Annotated in this window: 18 protein-coding genes and 2 pseudogenes; 8 read left to right on the top strand and 12 right to left on the bottom strand. The window is 71.6% G+C overall.

The features are described from left to right. A pseudogene (locus ACFWBD_RS35840) lies at window positions 1-115 on the top strand (ATP/GTP-binding protein); the annotation flags it as partial. Window positions 116-304: 189 nt separating this feature from the next. Here ACFWBD_RS35840 and ACFWBD_RS35835 read toward each other — a convergent pair. The 7 genes from ACFWBD_RS35835 to mce all read right to left on the bottom strand — a co-directional run bounded on the left by ACFWBD_RS35835 (window position 305) and on the right by mce (window position 10131). Then, window positions 305-1186, bottom strand: a complete 882-nt coding sequence (locus tag ACFWBD_RS35835; RefSeq protein ID WP_385676436.1) for an ABC transporter permease — start codon at window positions 1184-1186, stop codon at window positions 305-307. Beyond that, window positions 1183-2508 carry an ATP-binding cassette domain-containing protein gene (locus tag ACFWBD_RS35830; protein WP_385676433.1) on the bottom strand — a complete coding sequence of 442 codons (1326 nt, stop codon included), beginning with the start codon at window positions 2506-2508 and terminating at the stop codon, window positions 1183-1185. The genes ACFWBD_RS35835 and ACFWBD_RS35830 overlap by 4 nt, the downstream gene beginning before the upstream one ends. A 110-nt stretch (window positions 2509-2618) precedes the next feature. After that, on the bottom strand, window positions 2619-3389 hold the full coding sequence (locus ACFWBD_RS35825) for an ABC transporter permease (RefSeq protein WP_351760706.1): 771 nt from the start codon (window positions 3387-3389) through the stop codon (window positions 2619-2621). A 2-nt stretch (window positions 3390-3391) separates the two neighbouring features. Further along, window positions 3392-4369: an ABC transporter ATP-binding protein gene (locus ACFWBD_RS35820; RefSeq protein WP_385676430.1), complete on the bottom strand. Its 978-nt coding sequence runs from the start codon at window positions 4367-4369 to the stop codon at window positions 3392-3394. Between the two features lie 85 nt (window positions 4370-4454). Further along, on the bottom strand, window positions 4455-5393 hold the full coding sequence (locus ACFWBD_RS35815) for a cellulose-binding protein (RefSeq protein ID WP_385676427.1): 939 nt from the start codon (window positions 5391-5393) through the stop codon (window positions 4455-4457). Between the two features lie 171 nt (window positions 5394-5564). Continuing rightward, entirely contained in the window at window positions 5565-9458 is a 3894-nt protein-coding gene (scy, locus tag ACFWBD_RS35810) for a polarized growth protein Scy (RefSeq protein WP_385676424.1), read from the bottom strand. Between the two features lie 232 nt (window positions 9459-9690). Further along, window positions 9691-10131: a methylmalonyl-CoA epimerase gene (gene mce / locus ACFWBD_RS35805; protein WP_020131156.1), complete on the bottom strand. Its 441-nt coding sequence runs from the start codon at window positions 10129-10131 to the stop codon at window positions 9691-9693. 151 nt (window positions 10132-10282) lie between these two features. Here mce and ACFWBD_RS35800 point away from each other — a divergent pair, with 151 nt between their 5' ends. The 4 genes and pseudogenes from ACFWBD_RS35800 to ACFWBD_RS35785 form a co-directional block, all read left to right on the top strand. Further along, entirely contained in the window at window positions 10283-11494 is a 1212-nt protein-coding gene (locus ACFWBD_RS35800) for an acetyl-CoA C-acetyltransferase (protein WP_385676420.1), read from the top strand. A 56-nt stretch (window positions 11495-11550) separates the two neighbouring features. Beyond that, complete coding sequence (meaB, locus tag ACFWBD_RS35795; RefSeq protein WP_385676417.1) at window positions 11551-12507, top strand: methylmalonyl Co-A mutase-associated GTPase MeaB; 957 nt, start codon at window positions 11551-11553, stop codon at window positions 12505-12507. Between the two features lie 209 nt (window positions 12508-12716). Continuing rightward, window positions 12717-13940: an MFS transporter gene (locus tag ACFWBD_RS35790; RefSeq protein ID WP_385676414.1), complete on the top strand. Its 1224-nt coding sequence runs from the start codon at window positions 12717-12719 to the stop codon at window positions 13938-13940. Window positions 13941-14277: 337 nt separating this feature from the next. Beyond that, a pseudogene (locus ACFWBD_RS35785) lies at window positions 14278-14379 on the top strand (hypothetical protein); the annotation flags it as partial. 96 nt (window positions 14380-14475) lie between these two features. On the opposite strand, the gene ACFWBD_RS35780 reads toward ACFWBD_RS35785, so the two are convergent. The 4 genes from ACFWBD_RS35780 to ACFWBD_RS35765 all read right to left on the bottom strand — a co-directional run bounded on the left by ACFWBD_RS35780 (window position 14476) and on the right by ACFWBD_RS35765 (window position 17138). Further along, entirely contained in the window at window positions 14476-14952 is a 477-nt protein-coding gene (locus ACFWBD_RS35780; protein ID WP_385676411.1) for a MarR family winged helix-turn-helix transcriptional regulator, read from the bottom strand. A gap of 92 nt (window positions 14953-15044) precedes the next feature. Then, window positions 15045-15851, bottom strand: coding sequence for an AIM24 family protein (locus ACFWBD_RS35775; protein ID WP_385676446.1), 807 nt, complete (start codon window positions 15849-15851; stop codon window positions 15045-15047). Between the two features lie 2 nt (window positions 15852-15853). Continuing rightward, window positions 15854-16504, bottom strand: coding sequence for an AIM24 family protein (locus ACFWBD_RS35770; protein WP_385676443.1), 651 nt, complete (start codon window positions 16502-16504; stop codon window positions 15854-15856). A 1-nt stretch (window position 16505) separates the two neighbouring features. Continuing rightward, complete coding sequence (locus tag ACFWBD_RS35765) at window positions 16506-17138, bottom strand: AIM24 family protein (RefSeq protein ID WP_351761427.1); 633 nt, start codon at window positions 17136-17138, stop codon at window positions 16506-16508. 171 nt (window positions 17139-17309) lie between these two features. On the opposite strand from ACFWBD_RS35765, the gene ACFWBD_RS35760 reads away from it, so the two are divergent. The 3 genes from ACFWBD_RS35760 (at window position 17310) to ACFWBD_RS35750 (ending at window position 19076) form a co-directional block, all read left to right on the top strand. Continuing rightward, on the top strand, window positions 17310-17654 hold the full coding sequence (locus ACFWBD_RS35760; protein ID WP_385676408.1) for a DUF3817 domain-containing protein: 345 nt from the start codon (window positions 17310-17312) through the stop codon (window positions 17652-17654). Beyond that, window positions 17651-17953 carry an MTH1187 family thiamine-binding protein gene (locus ACFWBD_RS35755; protein ID WP_385676405.1) on the top strand — a complete coding sequence of 101 codons (303 nt, stop codon included), beginning with the start codon at window positions 17651-17653 and terminating at the stop codon, window positions 17951-17953. Before ACFWBD_RS35760 ends, ACFWBD_RS35755 begins: the two co-directional genes overlap by 4 nt. Before the next feature lie 148 nt (window positions 17954-18101). Beyond that, the gene (locus tag ACFWBD_RS35750) at window positions 18102-19076 is read left to right on the top strand and encodes a matrixin family metalloprotease (RefSeq protein ID WP_385676402.1); all 975 of its coding nucleotides are present in this window, start codon (window positions 18102-18104) and stop codon (window positions 19074-19076) included. Here ACFWBD_RS35750 and ACFWBD_RS35745 read toward each other — a convergent pair. Further along, window positions 19070-20056 carry a DUF5937 family protein gene (locus ACFWBD_RS35745; protein ID WP_385676399.1) on the bottom strand — a complete coding sequence of 329 codons (987 nt, stop codon included), beginning with the start codon at window positions 20054-20056 and terminating at the stop codon, window positions 19070-19072. The genes ACFWBD_RS35750 and ACFWBD_RS35745 overlap by 7 nt on opposite strands. Between the last annotated feature and the right edge of the window lie 18 nt (window positions 20057-20074).

Genomic DNA, 20074 nt, shown 5'->3' with positions numbered 1-20074 from the left:
CTGGCCCTCCCACGGGGGCGTCGCCGCCCGCCGCCACTGGCACACGGCGTGCTGCAACGCCCGGGACCGCCGCCCCCCGGGGGTGCGGCGGTCCCGTAACGCGCCGAAGTTTTAAGGCCTGTCCGGCGGATCATGCCGGAGACGCGGGGTCTGGCACGCCGATCTGCGGCGTTGCCGTCGGTTGCCGACGCTCCGCGTCGACTCCCTCCTCCGCCTTGCGTTCAACGCACCAGACCCCGCTCACCCGCAGTGACGAGGTGCCGTGGCTTTCCTCCGCGCTGATCCGCCGGACAGGCCCTAGCCGTCAGACGTCGCGCTTCTCCAGCAGGGCGAAGGCGCCGCCGAGCACGGCGGCGGTCACGCCGAGCGCGATCCACAGCGGGTCCCAGCCGCTCGGGCCGCTGTCGCTGAGCGAGGTCGAGTAGAAGACGCTCAGCTGGTTCGGGATCGAGTACTCGAACAGGGCCTGGCGCAGGTCCTCCAGCGAGGACGAGAACATGAAGATCGCGATGACCAGCGGGGCCAGCAGGACGCCGATCATGATGGTGATGGCGCCGGCCGAGTGCCGGATGATCGAGCCGACGGCCAGCGAGATCAGCCCGAGCAGCGCGATGTAGAGGGACACACCGAAGGTGGCCTTGAGCCACTCCGAGCCGGTCGGCTGCCGGGCGTCGCCCAGCATGCCCACGTCCACCATGGCGACGAAGCCCGAGGACACGAGCGTCACGACGAACGCGACGGCGAAGAACACGACCGCCTTCGCGGCGAGCACCCGGCCGCGGGTCGGGCAGGCCACCATCGTCGTCCGGATCATGCCGGTGCCGTACTCCGAGGCCGTGGTCAGCACGCCGAGCGTGATGATGCACATGCTGCCCAGGAGCAGTCCGAAGAAGCCGAACGACAGGGCGGTGTCGCCCGCGAGGTCGCTCTCGGTCGCGTTCGCGGCGACGATCGCGCCGGCCAGCAGTCCGATGCCGACGACGAGCAGCACGAACACGCCCAGCGTCCACATCGTGGAGCGCACCGACCGGATCTTCGTCCACTCCGAGGCGACGGCGTGTCCGAGGTGGGTGCGCACGATCGGGATCGGCGAGGTGTAGGCGGGGCCGGCCGCGGCGTACGCGGGACCGGGCGCCCCCTGCCAGGCGGGCGCGGCCTGCGGCGACGGGTGCTGCGGGGTGCTCATCGGGCGTCCTCGGACTTGGTCGGGGCGGCGTCGGGGGCGGGTGCGGCGGGAGCTGCGGGGGCAGGCGCGGGCGCGGCGGCCACCGGGGCGGGCGCGGGCGGTGCCGACGCCGGCGACGCGGCCGGGGCAGGCGGCTGGGCCGGGGCTTGTGCGGGCGCCTGGGCGTACGGGTTGGCCCCGCTCGGGCCGGGTGCCCCGCTCGGGCCGGATGCCGTGCCGGGTGCCGCCGGGGCGCCGTACGACCCGTAGGACGCCGCCGGAGGCGTCTGGGCCGGCTGCGGAGGCGCGTAGCCGGGGTGCTGCGGGGGCGGCGGGGCGTACCAGCCCGGCTGGCCCTGGCCCGGCACCGGCATCGGCGGCTGCGCGCCGGGCGGCAGCTGCTGCTGGAGGCCGGCCTTCTGGTCGATGGTCGACCGGTAGTCGACGGCGCCCTGCGTCATCCGCATGTACGCCTCCTCCAGCGAGGCCTGGTGCGGCGACAGCTCCCACAGGCGTACGTCGGCGTCGTGGGCGATGTCGCTGATGCGCGGCAGCGGCAGCCCGGTCACCCGCAGCGCGCCGTCCTGCTCGGGCAGCACATGGCCGCCCGCCTCGGTGAGCGCGGAGGCCAGCTTCTCGCGCAGCTGGGGTTCGGGGTGTGGGGTGCGGACGCGCGCGAAGTCCGCGGAGTTGGCCGAAATGAAGTCCGTCACGCTCATGTCGGAGAGCAGCTGCCCGCGCCCGATGACGATCAGGTGATCGGCGGTCACCGCCATCTCGCTCATGAGGTGGGAGGAGACGAACACCGTGCGGCCCTCGGCGGCCAGCGACTTCATCAGGTTGCGCACCCAGAGGATGCCCTCGGGGTCGAGGCCGTTGACCGGCTCGTCGAAGAGCAGCACCTGCGGGTCGCCGAGCAGCGCGGCCGCGATGCCGAGCCGCTGGCCCATGCCCAGGGAGAAGCCCTTGGAGCGCTTGCGCGCCACGTCCTGGAGGCCGACCACGCCGAGCACCTCGTCGACCCGCCGGGCCGGGATGCCGGACAGCTGGGCCAGGCTCAGCAGGTGGTTGCGGGCGTGCCGGCCGCCGTGCACGGCTTTGGCGTCCAGCAGGGCGCCCACCTGGCGGGCGGCGTTCGGCAGCCTGCGGTACGGGTAGCCGCCGATCGTCACCGTCCCGGAGGTCGGGTTGTCCAGGCCGAGGATCATCCGCATGGTCGTCGACTTGCCCGAGCCGTTGGGCCCGAGGAAGCCGGTGACGGCACCGGGCCGCACCTGGAAGGAAAGGTTGTACACAGCGGTCTTGTCGCCATAGCGCTTGGTCAGGCCGACTGCTTCGATCATGCTCCGCACCCATCGAAAGGTTCAGGACAGCAGGGCACACGCCCCCGTAAGGGTTAGGAGACTATCGGGGCGCTGACGGTTCCGCTCAAATGAAAGCAAAGCCCAAAGCGTTACGCGTCGCGTTTCTTCAGCAGGAGGTAGCCGCCCGCGAGCGCGGCGAGGGCCCACAGCGCCATGATTCCGAACCCGCCCCAGGGCCCGTACGGAGTGTCGTCGTCGATCGGCGTGACCACCTGCATGATCTTGCTGCCGGCCTGGTCGGGCAGATACCGGCCGATCTTCTTCGTCGCGGAGACGTTGCCGAGGATGTTGGAGATCAGGAAGAAGAACGGCATCAGGATGCCCAGCGACAGCATCGGCGAGCGCAGCATCGTGGCCACGCCCATCGAGAACACGGCGATGAGCGTCATGTACAGACCGCCGCCGATGACCGCGCGCAGGACTCCGCTGTCCCCGATCGACGCCTTGTGGGAGCCGAGCATGGCCTGCCCCAGGAAGAACGTGACGAAGCTGGTGGCCAGCCCCACGGCCAGCGCGAGCCCGGTGGCCACCGCGATCTTGCTGAACAGGAAGGTGCCGCGCTGCGGCACGGCGGCCAGCGAGGTGCGGATCATGCCGGTGCTGTACTCGTTCGACACCACCAGCACCCCGAACACGATCATCGCGAGCTGGCCCAGGCTCATCCCGGCGAAGCTGATGAAGGTGGGGTCGAAGGAGAGCCGGTCGTCGCGGCTCATGTTGTCGAACTCGTTCCTCGACAGCGCCGCGATCAGCATGCCGAGGGCGATGGTGACCACCACGGCGAGAGAGAGCGTCCACACGGTGGAGGCCACCGACCGGATCTTGGTCCACTCGGACCGGATGACCTGGGTCGCCGCCATCATCAGCTCCTCGTCCAGTCGTCGCCCCACTGCGGTCCGGGCGGTTCGAACCGCTCGAGCGGTCCGGGGGGCGGGTCCGAGTGCGCGTGGTACTCCACCGACTCCGCGGTCAGCTGCATGAACGCCTCCTCCAGGGAGGCCCGCTGGGGGCTCAGCTCGTGCAGCACGATCTGATGCCGCGCGGCCAGCTCCCCGAGGTGCTCGGACTTGCCGCCGTCGACCTCCAGCACCCCGCTGCCGGACTCGACGACCAGGACCCCGGCACCGTGCAGCACGTCCAGCAGCCGCTCCCGCTGCGGGGTACGGATACGGACGAACGAGCGCGAGTTCTGCGCGATGAAGTCGGCCATCGAGGTGTCGGCGAGCAGCCGGCCCTGCCCGATGACGACGAGGTGATCGGCGGTCAGCGCCATCTCGCTCATGAGGTGGGAGGAGACGAACACGGTCCGCCCCTGCGCGGCGAGCGACTTCATCAGGTTGCGGATCCAGTGGATGCCCTCGGGGTCGAGGCCGTTGACCGGTTCGTCGAACATCAGGATCCGCGGGTCACCGAGGAGCGCGCCCGCGATGCCCAGCCGCTGCCCCATGCCCAGCGAGAACCCCTTGGCCTTCTTCTTCGCCACGGAGGTGAGACCGACGGTGTCCAGCACCTCGTGCACCCGGCTCTTCGGAATGCCGTTGCTCTGCGCCAGGCACAGCAGATGGTTGAAGGCGCTGCGCCCGCCGTGCATGGCCTTCGCGTCCAGCAGGGCGCCGATGTACTTGAGGGGGTCCTTCAGCCGGTCGTAGTGCTGCCCGTCGATCCGGACGTCCCCGGCGGTCGGCCGGTCGAGGCCCAGCAGCATCCGCATGGTGGTGGACTTGCCGGCGCCGTTGGGACCGAGGAAGCCCGTGACGATGCCCGGTCTGACGGTGAAGGTCAGGTTGTTCACCGCGACCTTCTCGCCGTACCGCTTCGTCAGGCCCGACAGCTCGATCATGCGGCCACGCTAAAGCGCGGCAAAGCCCTCTGCCACCGGAGTGGCGGAGGGCTTCGCCGATGTTCGTTGGCCGTACCCGTGGACGTTACCGGGACTGCTGCGCGGGGACCCCGCGGGAGATCGGCTCGTCGTCCGTGGACGGCGTGGTGGCCGCGGCCACCGCGGCACCGGTCAGCGTGGCGAGCATCTCGCGGACGTTCGTCAGCTGGGCGTTGATGCTGTCGCGGCGGTTGGTGAGGGCCGCCAGCTCGCGCTCGGATTCGGAACGGATCCGGTCCGCCTTGGCGTTGGCGTCGGCCACGATGTCCTCGGCCTGGCGCTGCGCCGTCTCGACGGTCTGACGGGCCCGGCGCTCGGCGTCGGTGCGCAGCTTCTCGGCCTCCAGGCGCAGCTGCTCCGCGCGGTGCTCGATCTCCGCGAGACGCTTCTCCGCCTTCTGCTGACGGGACGCCAGGTCGCGCTCCGACTGCTCGCGGCGCTTGGCGAGGTTGGTCTCGAAGTCGGCGGCGGCCTGCGCGGCCTTGGCACGGGTCTCCTCGAAGAGGGCGTCCGCCTCCTCACGCTTCGACTGCGCGTCCTTCTGCGCCTCGGAACGCAGCTGCGACGCGTCGCTCTTGGCCTTCTCGACGATCCGGACGCCCTCGTCCTCGGACTTGGACTTGCGCTCCGCAGCGAACGATTCCGCGTCGTTGCGCACCTGCTGGGCCGCCGACTCGGCGAGCTCACGGTGCTGCTCGGCCGCGCGACGGGCCTCCTCGCGCAGATCCTTGGCCTCTTCCTCGGCGAGGCGGAGGATCTTCTCGACACGCGCGCCGAGGCCGGCGTACGACGGCTCCGCGTCGCTTACCTGAGCCTGGGCGTTCTGCGTCTCGAGGTGGAGCTCCTCGATGCGCTTTTCCAGAGCAGTGATACGGGCCAGAGCGCTGTCACGGTCGGAGACGAGCTTCGAGATGCGTTCGTCCACCTGAGCGCGGTCGTACCCACGCCGCACAAGCTCGAAGCCGTAGGGGGAAGTGTCGCTCATGGGGTTCCTGTCGAATGAGACCGGTGAGGTGATAGGTGGAATCCTAGGGGCCTGAACGGTGTGTCATCGAGCGTATGCGTGTTTGATCTGGAGAATGACACCCCTTTTGGGTGGCTGAGCGGCACACCACTTGCCAAAGGTCCGGTCAAAGGCATCAGACTTTAACGCAATTCACACATTCCGCTGGCCGTCCGAGGGCTTCCCACCCGACCGGGGCGCCCCGATGGCGGCGCCCGCCTTGACGCCCCCGTCCTTGCCGCCGGTCGGGACCTCGAAGGACTCCAGCGCCTCCAGCACGTCCTGGACCCGGGAGATCTCGGCGTTGATGTCCTCACGCCGACGCACCAGGACCTCCAGCTCGCGCTTGCCCTCCTCGACCGTGCGCCGCGCCTCGCGGATCGCCTCGGCCTTGAGCTCCTCGGCCTCCCGTACGAGCGTCGCCTTCTTCTGCTCGGCCTCCTTGAGCAGCCCCTCGGCCTTCTTCACGGCGGCGATACGGACCTTGCCCGCCTCGGAGTTGGCGTCCGACACCAGCTCCTTCGCCTTCGCCTGCGCCTTGGCGAGCTGCTCCTCGGACGCCTTGATGAGCGCGTCGCAGCGGTCGCCGGTCGACTTCATCGTCTCGGCGGCCTCGCGGCGGGCCCGCTCGTGCAGCCCCTCGATCTCCCTCGTGATGCGGTCGCGCAGCTCCTCCGCCCGCTCCCTTATCGCGGTCGCGTCCCGGCGGGCGCCGACCAGCAGTTCGTCGGCGTCCGTACGGGCCCTCTCCACCCGGGAGTTGCCGTCGACCGTCGCCTCGGAGACCAGCCGCTCGGCCTCGTTGCGGGCCGCGCCGACCATCGAGTCGGCCTGCGCCTCCGCGTCCGCCGTGACCTGCTGCGCCTGCTGCTGAGCCTCCGTGAGCAGCTTGTCCGCCTCGGCCGCGGTCTCCGTGATGAGCGTGTCGACCTGCTCGGCCGCCTCGGAGCGCCGCTTGTTGGCCTCCTTGCGGGCCTCGTCCAGCGTCGAGTCGGCCTCCTCGCGGGCGACGCTCATCAGACGGTCGGCCTCCGCCGCCGCCGACGTCCTGACGCGCTCGGACTCGCTGCGGATCCGCTCGGCGGCCTGCTGCGCGGAACCCACCGTCTCGGCGGCATCGGCGCGCAGCCGCTCCGCGTCCCCGGCGGCGTCCGAGATGAGCTTCTCCGCCTTGGCGACCGACTCGGCCCGCAGCCGGTCGGCCTCCGCGATCGTCTCGGACTGGAGGCGCTCGGCCTCCGCGATGGTCTCCGTCTGGAGCCGCTCCGCCTCGTTGCGGGCCTCGGTGATGAGGGTGTCGGCCTGCGTCGCCGCGTCCGAGCGGATGCGGTTGGCGTCGTCCCGGGCGTCCGCGCGGGTGCGCGAGGCGTCCTGGTCGGCCTGGGCGATGGCGTCCGAGACTTCGGTGCGGACCCGCTGGGCGTGCGCGGACGCCTCCGAGCGCATCCGCTCCGCCTCCGCGATCGCCTCGCCGACGGTCTGCTCGGCCAGCGCCTGCGCGGCCTCCGACGCCTCGCTCGCCTCACGCCGGACCCGGTTCGCGTCCTCGGCCGCCCGCTCCTGCACCGCGTAGGCGTCGGAACGGACCCGGTCCGCCTCCTCCTCGGCCTCGCGCCGGGTACGTTCCGCCGCGTGCTCGGCGGCGGAACGCAGCCCGTTGATCTCGTCCTGCGCCTGCTCGTGCAGCCCGGCGACGGACTCCCGCACCTGCTGCGCGTGCTGCTCGGCAGCCGACACCATCTCGTTGGCCCGCCGGTCGGCCTCCTCGACCAGCCGGACGGCCTCGGTCTGCGCCTCCTCCACGCGCTTGCGCGCGGAGGCCAGCAGTTCCTCGCTCTGCCGGCGGGCCTGCTCGCGCTCCTGGTCCGCCTCCTGGCGGGCGGAACCGAGGAGCTCCTCGGCCTCGCGGCGGCGCCGGAGCGCCTCCTCCTGGGCGGCGGCCAGCGTCTCGGACGCCTCGGCGGCCAGCCGCTCGGCGGCGGCCTGCGCCTCCGCGCGCACGCGGTCGGCGGTGTCCTGCGCCTCCGACTTCAGCCGCTCCGCCTCGGCGGCGGCCTCGGAACGCAGCCGTACGGCGACGGCCTCGCCCTCGGCGCGCGAGGCGGACGCGTCGGCGGCGGCCTCGTTGCGCAGCCGGTCCACCTCCGCGGCGGCCTGCTGCTGGAGTGTGCGGATCCGCTCCGCGGCCTCCGAGCGCAGCCGGTCGGTCTCCTCGCCGGCCTCGCGGCGGATCCGCGCGGCCTCCTCCCGGGCGTCGGTCAGCGCCTGCTCGGCGGAGGCGAGCCGGGACTCCGCCTCGGTGTTCAGCCGGGTCAGCTCGTCGGCGGCTTCCGCCTGCCGGGCCTCGACCCCGCGTTCGGTCTCCTCGCGCAGTTCGCGCGCGGCCTGCTCGGCGTTCAAGGTGATGGTCTCGGCCAGCTCCACCGCCTCGTCGCGCTGGCGCTCGGCCTCCGCGCGGGTGCGCTCCAGGGTCTCCTCGGCCTGCCGGCGCAGCGTGGTCGCGCGCTCGATGGCCTCGGTGCGCACCTTCTCGCTGTCCGAGGTGGCCTTACGGCGCAGCTCGTCCGCGTCGGCCTTCGCCTTGGACAGCAGCTCCTCGGCGGTCCTGGCCGCCTCCTCGATCTGCTGGACGGCCTCCTTGCGGGCCTCCGCGCGGATCTTCTCGCCCTCGGCGACCGCGTCGGCGCGCAGCTGCTCGGCCTCGCCGCGCAGCCGACGGGCCTCCTCCTGGAGCTCGACCGTCTTGGCGCGGTACTCCTTGGTGTCGTCCTTCGCGGAGCCCTTGAGCTGCTCGGCGATGTCGTGCGCCTCGGCGCGCAGCCGGTCCGCCTCGGTCTCCGCCTCGCGACGGATCCGCTCGGCCTCCTCGGCGGCGGCCTTGGTGGTGTTCTGCGCGTCCTCCTGCGCCTTGACGAGGACGTCCTCGGCGGTCTTCGCCGCCTTCGACAGCTGGGTCGCGCTCTCCTCGGCGGTGAGCGTGCGGGCCTTCTCGGAGGCCTCCGCGACGATCTTCTCGGCCTCGGTGCGGGCGTCGGCGACGAGCTGCTCGGCGTCCGCCTTGGTGGTCTCGGCCTCCTTGGTGGCCTCGCTGACCAGCCGGGCGACCTGCTCCTTGGCCGTGCGGGTGCGCTGCTCCTTGGCCGCCTCCGCGCCGGCGAGCGCCTTCTCGGCGGTGGCCTTCGCCTCCGCGAGCATCTTGTCGGCCTCGGCCTGCGCCTTGCGCAGCGCCTCCTCGGCCTCGGACATGCGCTGCTCGGCGGCGCGGCTGAGCTCACCGGCCTGCCGGCGGGCCGCGTCGGACTCCGTGACGGTGGAGGTGCGCAGCTGCTCGGCGTGGTCGCTGGCCTCCTGGGCCTGGCTGGAGGCGGCGTTCAGCAGCCGCTCGGCGTCCGTGCGGGCCCGCAGCAGCAGCTGCTCGGCCTCCGCGCGGGTCGCCTCGGCGTCCACCTGGAGCCGCTGGCGGGCCTCGGTGGCCACTCGCTCGGCCTCGGCGCGCGCGGCCGCCAGGGACTGCTCGGCCTCGGCCCGCGACTCGTCGAGCAGCCGGCGCGCCTGTGCCTCGGTGCGGGCCCGCAACTGCTCGGCCCACGCCACGTTCTCGTTGACGTGCGACTCGACGTTCTGCCGGCGTTCCGCCAGCTCCTGGTCGAGCTGCTGGCGACGGGCCACCGCCTCCTGGTGCAGCTCCGCCTGGAGCCGGGCCGCCTGTTCGGCGTGCTCCTGGAGGATCCGCTGCGTCTGCGCCCGGGCCTGGCTCAGCTCCCGTTCGGCGTCCTGCCGCAACTGGTCGGCCTGCATCTGCGCGTTACGCAGCATCTGCTCGGCCTGGTACCCGATGTCGCCGCCGTCGAAGGCGGGCCGGGACATGATGGTGCGGCGCGCCTCGTGCAACTTGGCGCGCAGCACCTCGACCTGGTAGCCGAGGTCCTCGGCATGCTGGATCGCCTTTTCCCGCTCGGTCTTCAGCCGCTTCATCTCGGCTTCGAACCGAGTCAGGTGGTCGACGTCAGCCGCCGGTTCCCGCTCCTGGCTCTCGTAGCCCCGCACTGCGCGGTCCCATCCGTCCCTGGTCGCAAGCTTCCCGTACGAGCTCCGTCCATCCGCCGAACGGGGCTCCCGGGGAATGGTGTCAGATCAACGACGGAGCATGGGCTGCTGCCCCGACGCTCGTCCCCCGACACCCGGACCCCGGCTGCGTCCCGCCGCCGTACGGCAGGACCGGGTCGCCCCGGTGTGAGCGGCGACCGCCCCCAACCCTACCGGCCCATATGTACGAGGGTCAGTGCTCAGGTGACTCAACAGGCGCCGAAGTGACCAGTTCTGTCAGTACTCCGTGGCAATCCTTTGGATGCAGGAAGGTGATTCGTGACCCCATGGAGCCGCGTCGCGGCTCTTCGTACAGAACGCGTACGCCCTTGTCCCTGATGTCCGCGGAGTCCGCGTCCACATCCGCCGTACCGAAAGCGATGTGGTGGACGCCCTCGCCGTTCTTGTCGAGCCACTTGGCGACGGTGGAATCCGGCCGGGTCGGCTCCAGGAGCTGGAGGTAGGAGGCCCCGCCGTCGGACGTATCGTTGATCTTGAGCATGGCCTCGCGCACGCCCTGCTCCTCGTTGACCTCGGAGTGGAACACCTCGAAGCCGTACGTGGAACGGTAGAACTCGACGGTCGCGTCGAGGTCGTGGCAGGCGATCCCGATGTGGTCGATTCGCGTCAGCATGCTGTTAGTGCAGCGCGCCGGACGTGGTTACGCAACGTGCGCGCGATCACACTGAAGGGCCGGTGACGGGGCGGACTACCGCTCAGTACATTCGAAGTAAACCCTCGTTCACTCCTCGGCCAGTGCAGGCCGGTAAGGGGAATCGCAGCTCATGACTCAATCGACTGGTTCCAACGGCACGACCTCGGTGATCGTCGCGGGCGCGCGGACGCCCATGGGGCGGCTGCTGGGCTCATTGAAGTCCTTCTCCGGAGCCGACCTCGGCGGCTTCGCGATCAAGGCCGCCCTCGACCGTGCGGGGATCGGTGGCGACCAGGTGCAGTACGTGATCATGGGGCAGGTGCTCCAGGCCGGGGCGGGGCAGATCCCGGCCCGTCAGGCCGCGGTCAAGGCCGGCATCCCGATGAACGTCCCGGCGCTCACGATCAACAAGGTGTGTCTGTCGGGCCTCGACGCGATCGCGCTGGCCGACCAGCTGATCCGCGCGGGTGAGTTCGACATCGTGGTGGCCGGCGGCCAGGAGTCCATGACCAACGCCCCGCACCTGCTGCCGAAGTCCCGCGAGGGCTTCAAGTACGGCGCGATCGAGATGCTCGACGCGATGGCGTACGACGGTCTCACCGACGCCTTCGAGAACATCGCCATGGGCGAGTCCACGGAGAAGCACAACACGCGGCTCGGGATCGCGCGTCCCGAGCAGGACGAGATCGCCGCGCTGAGCCATCAGAGGGCCGCCGCCGCGCAGAAGAACGGCATCTTCGAGGCCGAGATCACCCCGGTCGAGATCCCGCAGCGCAAGGGTGAGCCGGTCGTCTTCAGCAAGGACGAGGGCATCCGCGCCGACACCACCGCGGAGTCCCTGGGCAAGCTCCGCCCGGCGTTCACCAGGGACGGCACGATCACCGCGGGCACCTCCTCGCAGATCTCCGACGGCGCGGCGGCCGTGGTCGTGATGAGCAAGGCCAAGGCCGAGCAGCTGGGCCTGACGTGGATCGCCGAGATCGGCGCCCACGGCAACGTGGCCGGGCCGGACAACTCGCTCCAGTCCCAGCCCTCCAACGCCATCCTGCACGCCCTGAAGAAGGACGGCCTGGAGGTCTCCGACCTCGACCTGGTCGAGATCAACGAGGCCTTCGCCGCGGTGGCGGTGCAGTCAATGAAGGACCTCGGCGTGTCCACGGAAAAGGTGAACGTGAACGGTGGCGCCATCGCCCTGGGTCACCCGATCGGCATGTCCGGCGCCCGCCTCGTCCTGCACCTGGCCCTGGAGCTCAGGCGCCGGGGCGGCGGCGTGGGCGCGGCCGCGCTGTGCGGCGGCGGCGGCCAGGGCGACGCGCTGATCGTGCGGGTGCCCAGGGCCTGAGCCCCGTCGCCCGCCTCGTGCACATCTCACCCTGAACGGATCTGAACGGAGCTGTGATGCAGGACGTCTCCTCGCTGGTCGCCCAGGCCAGGGAAGGCCGGCCGCGGGCCGTGGCCCGGCTGATCTCCCTGGTGGAGGGGGCGTCCCCGCAGCTCAGGGAGGTCATGGAGGCGCTGGCCCCGCTCACGGGCAACGCGTATGTGGTGGGCCTGACCGGTTCACCGGGCGTGGGCAAGTCCACGTCGACGTCGGCGCTGGTCACCGCCTACCGCAAGCAGGGCAGACGGGTCGGGGTGCTGGCCGTCGACCCGTCCTCGCCGTTCTCCGGCGGCGCTCTGCTCGGCGACCGCGTCCGGATGTCGGAGCACGCCTCCGACCCCGGCGTGTACATCCGCTCGATGGCCACCCGCGGCCATCTGGGCGGCCTCGCCTGGTCGGCCCCGCAGGCGATCCGGGTACTGGACGCGGCGGGCTGCGACGTGGTCCTGGTCGAGACGGTCGGCGTCGGTCAGTCGGAGGTCGAGATCGCGTCGCAGGCGGACACCAGTGTCGTCCTGCTGGCCCCCGGCATGGGTGACGGCATCCAGGCCGCCAAGGCGGGGATCCTCGAGATCGGCGACGTCTACGTCGTCAACAAGGCCGACCGGGACGGCGCCGACGCCACCGCCCGTGAGCTGAATCACATGCTCGGCCTAGGGGAGGCCCGCGGTCCCGGGGACTGGCGCCCGCCGATCGTGAAGACGGTCGCCGCCCGCGCCGAGGGCATCGACGAGGTCGTCGAAGCGCTGGAGAAGCACCGCGCGTGGATGGAGGAGCACGGCGTCCTCTCCGAGCGGCGCCGCTCCCGCGCGGCCCGCGAGGTCGAGACGATCGCCGTCACGGCCCTGCGCGAACGCATCGGGGACCTGCACGGCGACCGTCGGCTGAGCACGCTCGCCGAGCGCATCGTCGCCGGCGAACTGGACCCCTACCGGGCGGCGGACGAACTGGTGGCGGGGCTGACCCAGGGCTGACCCGGTCCGATGCGCGGCGCCGTGAGGCGCGCCGACGAGCCGTTCACAAAAGGCGTCGTCGGCGCCCGGGCCGCGCTGATACGGTCGCGTTCATGTTCCTCCTCCTGGCATAGGGCCCGCCTCGGCCCGCGACCGGTGAGCGGCTCCGGCCGCCCGGCTCGCGGCGATCCGGCGTCCCCTTTCTCCTGCCATGAGTCGAGGAACTCCTCATGTCCGCTTCGCCTGCCGTGCGGCCTTCGTACGCCGTCGTCCTGCGCGTTCCGCACGCCCGCCGTACCTTCGCCGCCGCCCTGACCGGACGGCTGTCGTACGGGATCGTCCCGCTGTCCCTGATGCTCGCCGTGACCCGCTCCTCGGGCTCGTACGCGGTGGCGGGCACCGTGATGGCCCTGTTCGGGGCCACCACCGTCTTCCTGTCGCCCGCCAGGGCGGCCCTCATCGACCGGCACGGGCCACGCCGGGCACTCCTGCCGATGACCGCCGCCTACCTCGCGGTGCTCGTCCTGCTGACCCTGGCCCTCGCGCGCCCGGCCGGCGCCCCGGCCCCCGTGCTGGGCGCCCTCGCCGCCGCCGCGGGCGCCTGCGTGCCGCCGCTGGGGCCCACCATGCGGGCGGTGTGGGGGATGCTCACCCCGGACCGCGCCCTGCTCCAGCGCGCGTACAGCCTCGACGGCGTCGCCGAGGAACTCCTCTTCGTCACCGGGCCGTTGCTGGTCGGAGTCCTCGTCGGCTTCGCACCGCCGGCCGCGGGGATCGTCGTCGGGGCGGCCCTGATGGCCGGGGGCACGGCCGGGTTCCTGTCGTCGCCGGCCGTGCGGGCGGTGGGACCGGGGAAGGCCGCCGCGCGGCGCGGCGGCGGTCTGCGCGGGCTCGGGCGGCCGGTGGTCGCCATCGCGGGCGTGGGGCTGGCGCTGGGCGTGGTCGATCTGCTGGTCGTGGCGTTCGCCGAGCGCCACGGGCACGGGACCGGCGGGGCGAGCGCCGCCTGGGTGCTGGCCGCGCTGTCGGCCGGCAGTGCCGTCGGCGGGCTGCTCAACGGGGCCGTCACCTGGCGGGCGTCGGCCGGGGCGCGGCTGCCCCTGCTCACGGCGGGACTCGGCCTGACGCTGTGCGGTGCGGGACTCGCGCCGGGGCTCGGCACGCTGGCCGTCGCCGTCGCGGCCGCCGGGTTCTTCGTGTCGCCGGCGATCACCACGGCGTATCTCATCGCCGACGAGATCGCCGCGCCCCAGGCCCGGGTGCGGGCCGGGGCTTGGGTCAACACGGCCGTCAACGCGGGCAGTACGGCCGGTACGGCGGTCGCCGGGGCACTGGCCGGACGGCTGCCGGTGGCGGTGTGCTTCGCGCTGACCGGAGCGGTGGTGCTGATGACGGCGGCGGCCGTCGCCAGAGGTGCCCGGAGGGGCACGAGCGATCTCGTACCCCTCGTCTGACGGCCGGGCGCCCGGTCAGTCGTCAAGTCCTGGGTGACCTTGCCCGTGCGCACGTCGACCTGCCACTCGCCGGCCGTGGCGGTGTCCACGCTCCACACCGCGGCGCGCTCGTCGTCGTCCAGGCCGACGTCGGTCACCGCGCCCTTGACGGCGACGGCCGGCGCGGCCTCGTGGGCGTCGAGGCTCGAGCCCTTCAGCGCGGCGAGGTCCTCGCGGGCGTCGGCGGCGACGTCGACTCGGCCCGGGACTCGCTCGACCCCGGTGAGATCGGCGACGAGACCCGGTTCGGCGACGGCTCCGCGACCGTCGACGGCGACACGGCCGACTACCGCATCGCCGCTTCGTGCGGCTCGACGACGCACGCGGCCGCGATGACGGCGGGGCGGGTCTCGGCCTGGCGATCGCCCGGGACGTGGCCGTCCGGCACGGTGGCACGCTCACGGTCCGTCAGACGCCGGCAGGCGGAGCCCTGTTCGAGCTCCGCCTGCCGGTCGACTGGACCGATCGCCTGAACCGACCGTCTAGCGGGAGTTCCTCACGGGCGTCCCCGCTGCCCGCGGAGGTGTTCCGCGACGGGCTTCAGGGCCTTCGACAGTTCCGTCGTGGCCTCGGGGGGGAGGTGGTCGATGAAGTGCCGTCGCACGGACTCCACATGATGGGGCGCGACCTTCTGCATCGTCTCCAGGCCGTGCTCGGTCAGGACCGCGTACAGGCCGCGGCGGTCGGACTCGCAGTTCTCACGGCGCACCAGGTTGGCGCTCTCCATGCGGGTGATCTGGTGCGAGAGACGGCTCTTGGACTGGAGGGTGGCGGACGCGAGGTCGCTCATCCGCATCCGGACGCCCTCCGACTCGGAGAGATTCACCAGGATCTCGTAGTCGTTCATGGTCAGGCCGAACGGTTGGAGATCCTTTTCGAGCTGGTACGTCAACAGCCTGTTGACCTCCAGGTGGGTGCGCCAGGCGCACTGCTCCGCATCGGTCAGCCAGCGCGTGGCCGTTTCGGTCTCCATAAATGAAGTCTACCTAAAATGTTGAAAGGCGAACTAGTGAGGGTGGTGTGACGGTGCGCACGCGTTCGATGTCACACTCCGCAGACTACCGCTCACAGCCCGAAGCGACGCTGGAGGTCCCCCAGCTGTCCGGGAAGGCGCGGTGCGCCGGTTTGTGCTCCGGGGCCACCGTGCCCACCGGGTCCGGCGCCTGCGCCGGGCACTCCCGGCTCGTGCGGGACCGCCCCCGTCGCCTGCTCGGCCATGAGCAGCTCGGTCGACTGGAGCAGCACCGTCCCGGCACCCACGAACTCGAACTGGTGCTCCTCCCCGGAAGCCCCTCCGAGGCCTGTCAGCGCACGTAGACCGCCCATCAGGCCGGTCATGTACCCGTGGTCGTAGTGATGGCACGGAGAGGGGCAGTCGGCCCAGCCGACGAGCGCCTGCGGGTCGACCCGGATCGGGGGTTCCATGAACACCACCGGACCGTTAGATGCCGCGACGAACTTGCCGGTTCCGATCAGCGTGAGAAATCCCGGCACGATCGACTGCTTGAGCGACAGAGTTGGCTGAAAAGCGAGCAGATTGCCAGAGCGAATGGTCAGGTTGCCGTCTTCCAGGTCGTACGAATTCACGTCGAAGGCCCGGTCGGCGAGGAGCATCTTGCCCGAACCCTCCGCCACGACCCAGTCGCTGGCGTGCAGAGGCGAATGGAACGAAGTGCGGACCAGACGCTCCAGACGGCCGTGTCCGATGCCGTTGAAGTCGATCGACCCGTAGTAGGCGATCATCTTCCCCTTCTGGAGGAACCACTGGCTCCCCTTGAGCTCCACGCAGAAGGTGTAGCTGTTCACGTTGTCGTCGACCGGCAGGGTCATCGGGTCGTGCACCGTCGGGCCGCCGCCCGGAGCCCCGTACATGCTCACAGCTTCTCCTCCGACGCCTGGACGAACACCGCACCGCTGCCGCTCAGCTCCAGCTGGAACGCCTCGCCTGAGCCCCGGCCCACCATGTCCCGCCAGCCCAGCGCCGTCGACAGCTTGTTGCGGACGTCGCCGTGGTGGGCGACATAGGCCTGGGGGTCGACATGGACCGGGCGCTGCGGGGTGATCGGCACCTCGAAGACACCGCCGTGGGCCATCACGGCGACGGCCCCGTGCCCCTTCAGGGTGGTGGTGAACAGACCCTGTCCGCTGACCTGGCCCCGGACCATGCCCATGACCCCGCCCTGGGAGCCCAGGAACATCGTGCCCTGCTGGAGGGTGCCCTCGAAGGCGAGCAGGCGGTCCGCCTCGACGTACAGCGTGTCGCCGGTGAGCCGGATGACCTGGACGTGGTGGCCGCCGTGCCCGAACAGGACCGTGCCGCTGCCCTCGACGGTCATCAGGGGGGTGTCCTCGTTGGCGAGCCGCCGCCCGATCATGGACCTCACCCCGCCCTGGCCGCCCTGGACGTTGGGGGTGAAGGCCACCTCGCCGCGGTAGGCGAGCATGGCGCCGCGCTGACTGAAGAGCCGCTGGCCGGGGACGACGGTCGCCTCGACCATCTTGGAGTTGATCTCGCGGAAGGTCATCTCACACATCCCCCGCGATCGTGTTGCGCTCGCTCGGCTGGACGTACACCAGGCCGTCCCCCTCGAACCGGATCTGGAAGGCCTCGCCGCCGCCCTCGCCCATGAACGTGCGGAAGGTCACACCGGACTGGAAGGTCTGCCGGACGTTGCCCTGGTGCGCGACATAGGCGCCGGGGTCGACGGTCAGCGGGTACTGCGGACTGACGCGCAGCACCACGGCCGGCCCGTCCGAGGTGATGGCCGCCTGGCCGGAGCCCTCGACGGTCGTCGTGAAGAGTCCGTTGCCCTGGGTCGCGCCGCGCAGGCCGGTGAAACTCGTCCCGGTCCTGAGCCCGGCGTCGGTCGCGAGCAGGTTGCTCGACTCGACGTACAGCTTGTCCCCCCGGAGCTGGACGAGATTGATCTCGGAGGCACGATCGGCCAGCCAGCACGTGCCCTGCCCCCTCACCTCCATCATGGTCATCTGCTCGCCGGTGAGCCGCCGGGTGACCATCCCCCGGATGCCCTCACCGCCGCCGCTGAGCTTCTTGAACGCCATCTGCCCGTCGTACGCGACCATCGAGCCGTTCTTCGCCTTCACGGCGTCCCCGGTCATGTCGACGGCGAGCACCTTGCTGCCTTGAAGTCGAAACATCGCCACGCTGCGAAAGGTAGCGGCCGGACGGGTGCGCCGAACAGCACCCGGGGGTGGAGAACGACCCTGAACGCACCCTTAGGTGGACCGTTTGCCACAATGGGCGACGCTTGTGCGTGCATTCACAAACCGACCTGTTCGTCGCCGTACCTCCCCCCCCGAAGGTGACCCGTGGACCTGAAGACAGCCTCCGCCCTCCGCCGCCTGCGCCTGGTCTCCGCCCCCGAGGCCGTTTCCTTCCTCCTGCTGCTGATCTGCTCGGTGCTGAAGCGGACCACGGACTTCAACGCGGTGCCCGTGATGGGCATGGTCCACGGAGTGCTGTTCGTCCTGTACGTGCTCTTCTGGGCGGACGCCTGGAACCGCGCGAAGTGGTCCCTGAGGACCGCGGCCCTCTACTTCGTCCTGTCGGTCCTGCCGACCGGCGGTTTCTTCGCCGAGCGCAGGCTGCGCCGGGAGGCCGAGGACGCGGTCATCGCCTCCCGCGCCCGCCAGGAGACGGTGGCGAAGGCATGATCGTCGCGTTCTCGGTCACGCCGCTGGGCGTCGGCGACGACGTCGGCGAATACGTCGCCGACGCCGTCCGGATCGTCCGCGCGTCCGGCCTCCCAAACCGCACCGACGCCATGTTCACCTCCATCGAGGGCGAATGGGACGAGGTCATGGACGTCGTCAAGCGCGCCGTGGCCGCCGTCGAGAAGCGAGCCCCCCGGGTCTCCTTGGTCCTGAAGGCGGACATCCGCCCCGGTGTGACGGACGGTCTGACCTCGAAGGTGGAGACGGTGGAACGGCATCTGGGGGAGCGCTCGGAGTAGCGGAAGGGACAGCGACGGGACACCCGTTTGAGCAATAGTCGCTCGAACGGGTCATATCGGATGGGGTTACGGCCGGTGCCGCCTGGCTAATGTCTCCCGAGGCCGATCAAGTTCCGCGCGCTGGCGTGGCACCGAAGGGGAGTGTGCGGTGGCAGGGCGGCGCGGACCGGGGCTGGTCGGCAGGGTGGTCACCGCGTTCCTGGTGGCGGCGGCGCTTTCGGGGGTCTGCGTGGGGGAAGCGCCCCGGCCACCGGCGTGCGCGCTCGCCCGGGGCGAGCTGACCGTGGACGATCTGCCCGCCGGCTCGTCCGTGTTCGACTGCCTCGCCGTCGGCCGGGTGGTCACCCACGAAGGCGCCGGAGTGGCGGTGCCCGAACCCGGCACGACGGTCAGCGTCGACGCGCTCACGGTGGACGGCTCGGCGCACGGATTCACCCTGACGGTCGCGGCCGACGGAACGGTCTCGTACGCCTACGAGGCGGCCCGTACGCAGGCCGCCGCCAGGGCCCGCGCCGACGCCCCGGCCCCCTGCGTCGACAGCGCCTACTCCACCGAGGGCCGCAAGGAGTACGACACGTACGAGTGGTTCATCGGCGACGGCCCCCTGCCGGGTCGGCTGTCCCACGCCGAGGGCCGGCAGGCCTTCGAGGACGCCATCGCCACCATCACCACGAGCCGCAACGACTGCGGCTACGACGACCGGGTCACGGCGAAGGCCAGGTTCCTGTCGGCCACCGGCAACGAGGCCGGCATCGACCGCGAGGGCCGCTGCACCCGCCGGGACGGTCTGAGCGTGTGGGACGCGGGCGACATCGGCGGCGAAGCCGTCGCGACGACCTGCTCCTGGAGCCGGCCGGTGCCCGGCGGGCCCGAGGAACTGCTCGAGGCCGACGTCCGCTTCAACACCCGTGGCTTCCCGTTCACGGACCGTCCGGCCGGCGCCTGCACGCACGCCTACGACATCCGCAGCGTCGCCACGCACGAGGCCGGGCACGTCTTCGGCCTCGGTCACTCCGGCGCCGGACACGAGAACCTCACCATGTACGCGAACTCCTTCGCCTGCTCCACGGACGCCCGCACGCTCGGCAAGGGCGATGTCCTCGGCCTGCGCAGCCTCTACTGAGCGCCGCCCGACACCAGCGCCATCCCCAGCGGCGTCCGCTCGTACAGCACCTGGTGGCCGTAGCGCCGGGACACCAGCAGCCCGGCGTCGCGCAGCACCGTCAGGTGCGCGGAGACCGAGGACGGGGCGAGGCCGAGCCGGTGGGCGAGGGCGGAGGTGGTCGCCGGATCGTCGAGCGCGCCGAGCACGCCTGCCCGGCCCCGGCCCAGCAGCCGGACGAGTGCCTCGGGAGAGAGGGCGGTGGTGTCTGTCCACAGGCCGCCGATGCCGCGCGCCGGGTACACCAGCGTCGGCTGCCAGGGCGGGTCGAAGCCGCTCACGACGTCCGGCCACGAGAACACGCTCGGCATCAGCACCAGCCCCTGCCCGCCCAGGTGCCGCTCGTGCTCGCCGTTCGAGGCCACGGTCAGGGTCCCGGCCTGCCAGCCGCACCGCCGGTTGATCTCCGGCAGCAGCCCGCCCAGACCCACTTCGGCCAGCCGTCGGGAGTGGAAGGCGACATCCGCCTCCAGCAGGGCGCGCAGCCGGGGCCAGTCCGGCGCGAGGAGGGTGTGCCAGATCTCCTCCAGTACACCGGTCAGCTCCCGGATCATCCGCTCCGGATCCGCCAGCCAGGCCCGCCCCCGGGGCGAGTCCGGTGCGCCGGGGGTGTCCGCGAGCGAGCGGGCGGTGTCCGCGAGGGCGGTCTCCGGGTCGGCGGCCCGGACCGCGGCGAGCTCCTCCTCGAACGTGGCCGCGGGCCCGACAGGCGGCGGGCACAGCCAGTCGGGGGAGTGGCCCCGGCGCGGCATCAGCAGCCACAGCCCGGCCAGGTCGAGCGCCGCGGCGGCCGTACGGATCCGGCGCAGCCAGGGCGCGTGGTAGCCGTGCCGGTCGGGCCGCTTGAGGGTGCGCGCGACCTCCTGCGTCTCCCAGAGCGGGGACACGGCGAAGCGGCAGCGCAGGAAGTCGTCCTCCCCGAAATGCAGGTGTGACGGCACGACCTCACCTCTCGGACA

Origin of the sequence: Streptomyces sp. NPDC060002 (assembly GCF_042737245.1) — a bacterium.
Classification (GTDB): domain Bacteria; phylum Actinomycetota; class Actinomycetes; order Streptomycetales; family Streptomycetaceae; genus Streptomyces.
This window is presented reverse-complemented; position numbering and strand designations above follow the sequence as displayed.